Raw genomic sequence first — 5,176 nt, 5'->3', positions numbered from 1 at the left:
TTTATGCAAAAAAGCCCCAAATCCAAAATTAAATAATTAATTAGGGCTTGCTGATTAAATATCGCGCGCATTAACAGATGTGGGTTTGAAGAATTTTAGGAACTGAAAAAGTACGAGCTTTTAGTTGGATAGAGGGGAAAAAGTAAGGATTTGGGGTAATGATGAGAGAAAAACTCAGGGGTAATGATGAATGACTACCTCTTCTACAACTCCCCGTTCATCCGCTTCTCTTAACTACTGCCTACTGCCTACTCCCTACTCCCTACTCCCTACCCTCACCCATCAGACTTTTGAGCGCAAGCCCTAATTATTACACAATTATTTCTTGTTACCAGGCATTAAACGGTAGGCATCCATACTTAAAGATGCTCCTAAAAGTTGAGAAAACCAGATTTCAAAAGAGCGAAACCCATAATTAGGAATATCTGAATCTATATTAGATATAGGTTCAACAAGAATAGTAAACATTCCTAAACGATTTCCTGCTAAGACATCAGTAAATAAGCGATCGCCTACCATTGCAACTTGCTCTACTGGTAAATTCATCGCATCAACAGCTTTTTTTAATTTACGACGCGAAGGTTTACCAGCTCCAGCAATATAAGGTATATTAAGAGACTCGGCGATGCGACTTATTCTATATTGGCTCAAATTATTACTTACTAACCATAAACTTGTGATAGTTCTAATTTCTTCTATCCATTCACTCAATTCCGGAGAAGTATCACTGTCACGAATTGGTACAAGAGTTTCATCTACATCTAAAACTAACCCTTTAATTTGATTTTTTTGAATAATTCCCGATGTTAGACTTAAAATTGAGTTTCCCAAAACTAAATCTGGCTGTAAAAGTTTACCCCAAGACATAAAATTAAATTTATATTTATACTTAATTACAATAACGATAATTTTAAATGAATAAGTTAAAAGTTAAATATTAGCGCAGTATAAATAAAATACATTAAAGTTAAATTTATTTCTTAATAAGCCACTAATTTTAACTTCTTACTCATCAAAAAAAACAAAAAAAACTACTAGTGCATGGTGGCGGAAATAATATAGTTACAAAATCCTAAAACAATTACAAATCAATACTTTTAAGAGCTGATTTGTAAACTGAGCTGAAACCCTTTGATATCAGGGGTTTGTCGAAAATTATGCCCTGGGGGCTTAGATAGACTCGAACCCTTACACTGTAAGGTATTTATCTTCTTAATATTTACTTTATAAATCAGCTCTAACTCCCGCGTAGCGACACTAGTTACTGAGATGATAACATTCTTTCTACTTCTGCAATAGCAGCCTCATGTTCTGCAGCAGTACGACTGAAAATATGAGTACCATCATACCTGGCCATAAAATATAAATATTCAGTATCATCTGGATTAAGAGTTGCTTCTAAACTTGCTAAACCAGGACTAGCAATTGCTGTTGGTGGTAAACCAATATTCAGATAAGTATTATAAGGAGAAGGAGTTTCAACCTGACGATAGGTAAGAGGTTTCTCTTTTGTTTGACGAATACCAAGGCCATATTCCACTGTTGGATCTGCTGCTAACCTCATACCTTTCTTCAAACGATTATTAAATACACCAGAAATTACACCTCGCTCCTCAGCAACTACAGATTCCTTTTCTACAATACTCGCCAATGTCACCCACTCATGGAGATTCAAATTTTCGGCATTATCCTGATTTTTCTGATATACAGGCAATGCTATTTTTTCAAACTGCCCTAACATTTGATTAACAACACCTTCGGCAGTGTTTTGTTCCGCTTCTATCTTATAAGTATCTGGGAATAAATAACCCTCTAAGTGAGGAATATTACTTGGTAACCATGGAAATCTATCGTCAGGAATATTTTTAGTAGCAGCAATAAAATCAGCAGCAGGAAAAAATCCTTGAGCTTCTAAATATTCAGCCATTTGTTGAATTGACCATCCTTCACGAATGGTGTAGCTGAGTTTAACTACATCTCCGTCTAGAATCTTATCTGCAATCGCGCTGAGAGGTTCTGTAGGCGATAAATTATAAGTTCCTGCTTGAAACTCTAAATCAGAATTTTGCATTCCCAACCATTTTACCCAGAAATTCCAAGCTGTTGCAGAACGAATAATACCAGCAGCTTCCAAATCTTCACCTATTTGTTGACCATAAGTTCCAACTGGAATTTTAATTGTTATAGCATTCTCTTCTGCAGACTGAGTAGATGATGTGTTTGTCACTAGAGGGCCACTAACCCAACTCCACCAGGCCCATCCCTGCCAAGCAAAAATACCACAGCTTACAGGTAAGATGGCCAAATAGAATAGGGCACGATTGGAAATTAGTTTAATACTATTTTTCATTTGATTAGTTAAAATTTTATCGGACGAATTCGCTCTTCTTGAAAACCATGTCGCTTTAGCCCATGGATGAAAAGCTCTCCGGGCGACTGAAGTCGCTTGTAGAAAATATCTGATTTTCTCAAGACCTTTTCGTAGGTTAATTATGCTATTATGTATACCACAAATACAAAAGGTAGGTCGAGCCAAAATGATAATTTACGAGTTCAAAGTCAAAGCTAAACCTGAGCAGTATCAAGCAATAAATGAGGCCATTAAGACATCTCAATTCATTCAAAACAAGTGTTTAAGATATTGGATGGATAATAAAGGTGCGAGTAAATACGACCTAAATAAATATTGCAAAGTATTGGCTCAAGAGTTTGAATTTGCCTCAGAACTCAACTCAATGGCTCGACAATCGGCTGCAGAAAGAGCTTGGTCTGCCATATCTAGATTTTACGACAACTGTAAGAAAAAAGTTAAGGGTAAAAAAGGTTATCCAAAATTTAAAAAGCATTGTCGCTCTGTAGAATATAAAACTTCTGGTTGGAAACTGTCAGAGAATACAAAAGCAATTACTTTTTCAGACAAGAAAGATATAGGTACTTTGAAATTAAAAGGTACTTACGATTTAAATTACTATCAATTGAACCAAATAAAACGAGTAAGGTTAGTTAAACGTGCAGATGGTTATTATGCTCAATTTGCTATTCAAATAGATTTAAAAACTGAGTCTCAAACAACAGGAAAAGCAGTAGGTTTAGATGTAGGAATTAAATATTTCTTGGCTGATAGTAATGGCAACACTATAGAAAACCCTCAGTTTTACAGAAAGTCTGAAAAGCAGTTAAACCGAGCTAATAGGCAGAAATCTCAAAAGTACAACAAAGGCGCAAAACCGCAGTCAAAGAACTACCACAAAGCTAGAAATAGATATGCGCGGAAACATTTGAGAGTAAGTAGGCAACGTAAAGAATACGCTAAGAGAGTAGCATATTGCGTAGTTCAATCTAACGATTTGATAGCCTATGAAGATTTGAATGTAAAAGGTATGGTAAGAAATCGAAGGCTAGCTAAATCAATCAATGATGTTGGTTGGTCAACTTTTCGACTTTGGCTAGAATATTTTGGTTTTAAGTATGGCAAGGCTACAGTAGCAGTACCACCTAACTATACAAGTCAGAATTGTTCTAACTGTGGGGAAGTTGTCAAAAAGTCTCTGTCTGTAAGAACCCATGTTTGTCCTCACTGTGGGTATGAAGCAGATAGAGATGTAAATGCGGCAAGAAACATCCTACAAAAAGCACTATGTACGGTGGGGCACACCGGAACTTACGCTTGGGGAGACACGCCCTCTGGCTTAGTTGGAGATATCCTGCTAGGTGATGGTGAGTCATTGAGCCAAGAATCCCCATCTCTTTAGAGTGGGGAGTGTCAATCTAGAGCATAATTGTAGGTCTAAATCCTTGACTAGATCGTCCTGATTTCCTTAAAATTCTAAATAGTCTATTCCATATCATTGAAAAGTTGATCTTCTAACATTGATTGAACCATTGGCTGAATTTGCTGAAACTCTTCTTCTGAAAGCAATTCTAGTTTTCCATCATCACTTTTACGAGCTGGAATTAAAAATGGATCTAATGGTGTATATATTGCGTATTTCTGGTCTTTATATAAAAAAGTGGCCAACTCTTCGTAATATTCACCTTCTTCATCATTTTCATTTACTTCATCTAGTTCATCTTCATCCCATTCTGGTAACTCCCCAGTAACAGTTAAGGTTATAGCTGTTCTTTGAAGAGTAAGGTTGTGTTCTTCAAGTACAACTTTGGCAGTATCAAAAATTCGATCTATCTCTACTTCATCACCCACAGGAATACTTGCTTGGTCTACATCTCCTTCTGCCCAAGTAAAAATTTCTACAGGTAAGTCTATTGGTAGTAACATTACATATTCTTGGCTATCTAACTCCAGAGAATACTCTACAGTACAACATAGCGATCGCTCTGCCTCATCAGTTAAAGTGACATAAGTTTCTGGAAATTGTCCATTTTCTTGTGATTCTGGGGATGAAAACATTTTGGGTATTTGGATGATTTTTTCACTTTAGTAGTGCCTTAAGTATAGGTAAATTCTGTTCATCAAGCTTCAAACAAGGTCTAAGAGGTTGAGTTTTTATTGATGAGCATTAAGTAGATTTTTAGATCCTACTAGATAATTACCGTATACTTTCATAATAGTTAACTGTAGGTAGTATGTATTTCAATACTCAACAGTTTTCCTATTAGATTCTAAAATATCATAGCTTCTTTTCGAGATAATTAACAATTCTATAATTTCTCAGAGTTATACTTGATTGATAGTTGATCGTAGCCAAGTTTTACTAATCTGATTATAACTCTGTTTTTATACTTAGTATTTATTGGCTATTTTTCAATATATTAAATAGGCAATCTTATTCATGAGGAAACAGTTAATAGGAAACAGAGAATAACAATTGATAACTTATGGATAATAATTGATTTTATTTTTGATTTTTACCGAATAATTAATAATTAATAATTAAATAATTATGGTTTAAAGCCTCCCCTTTTAAGGGGATAAAAAGCGGTCGTTTGCTTTGCAACGCTGGCGCGAAAAGCGCAGCTTCCCGTAGGGTGGGATGGCGAGGTCCCCTCGCCATATCCAATCGACCAAGACAGCGGTCGCTCTTCGGAGCTTCCCGTAGGGTGGGATGGCGAGGTCCCCGTTCCCTCCGGGACGCTTTCCGTTAGGAAAGCTTTGCGGTAGCAAACGCCATATCCAATCAACCAAGAGAAGAAATAATATTTCCTTATATTCAATTCC

Annotated in this window: 4 protein-coding genes; 1 reads left to right on the top strand and 3 read right to left on the bottom strand. The window is 36.1% G+C overall.

What is annotated here, in order from left to right; translation table 11 throughout:
* Positions 1 to 318 precede the first annotated feature (318 nt).
* Both AC3DU7_RS24505 and mltG read right to left on the bottom strand, forming a co-directional pair.
* Positions 319 to 867 (bottom strand): YqeG family HAD IIIA-type phosphatase, encoded by a 549-nt coding sequence (locus AC3DU7_RS24505; RefSeq protein ID WP_488041908.1) that lies wholly within the window; start codon positions 865 to 867, stop codon positions 319 to 321.
* A gap of 394 nt (positions 868 to 1,261) precedes the next feature.
* Positions 1,262 to 2,350, bottom strand: coding sequence for an endolytic transglycosylase MltG (gene mltG / locus AC3DU7_RS24500; protein WP_488041907.1), 1,089 nt, complete (start codon positions 2,348 to 2,350; stop codon positions 1,262 to 1,264).
* A gap of 187 nt (positions 2,351 to 2,537) precedes the next feature.
* Between mltG and AC3DU7_RS24495 the strand changes: the two genes are divergently transcribed.
* Positions 2,538 to 3,752: an RNA-guided endonuclease InsQ/TnpB family protein gene (locus AC3DU7_RS24495; protein WP_488041909.1), complete on the top strand. Its 1,215-nt coding sequence runs from the start codon at positions 2,538 to 2,540 to the stop codon at positions 3,750 to 3,752.
* Between the two features lie 83 nt (positions 3,753 to 3,835).
* On the opposite strand, the gene AC3DU7_RS24490 is transcribed toward AC3DU7_RS24495, so the two are convergent.
* On the bottom strand, positions 3,836 to 4,408 hold the full coding sequence (locus AC3DU7_RS24490; RefSeq protein WP_488041906.1) for a DUF3727 domain-containing protein: 573 nt from the start codon (positions 4,406 to 4,408) through the stop codon (positions 3,836 to 3,838).
* Between the last annotated feature and the right edge of the window lie 768 nt (positions 4,409 to 5,176).

This window comes from Okeania sp. (assembly GCF_983059655.1).
The sequence above is the reverse complement of the archived record's forward strand: the minus strand, read 5'-3'. Positions and strand labels throughout refer to the sequence as shown.

Bases quoted from the DNA above. Each gene is read 5' to 3' on its own strand.
- AC3DU7_RS24495 (WP_488041909.1), top strand. From the start codon at position 2,538: ATGATAATTTACGAGTTCAAAGTCAAAGCTAAACCTGAGCAGTATCAA.
- AC3DU7_RS24490 (WP_488041906.1), bottom strand. From the start codon at position 4,408: ATGTTTTCATCCCCAGAATCACAAGAAAATGGACAATTTCCAGAAACT.
- mltG (WP_488041907.1), bottom strand. From the start codon at position 2,350: ATGAAAAATAGTATTAAACTAATTTCCAATCGTGCCCTATTCTATTTG.
- AC3DU7_RS24505 (WP_488041908.1), bottom strand. From the start codon at position 867: ATGTCTTGGGGTAAACTTTTACAGCCAGATTTAGTTTTGGGAAACTCA.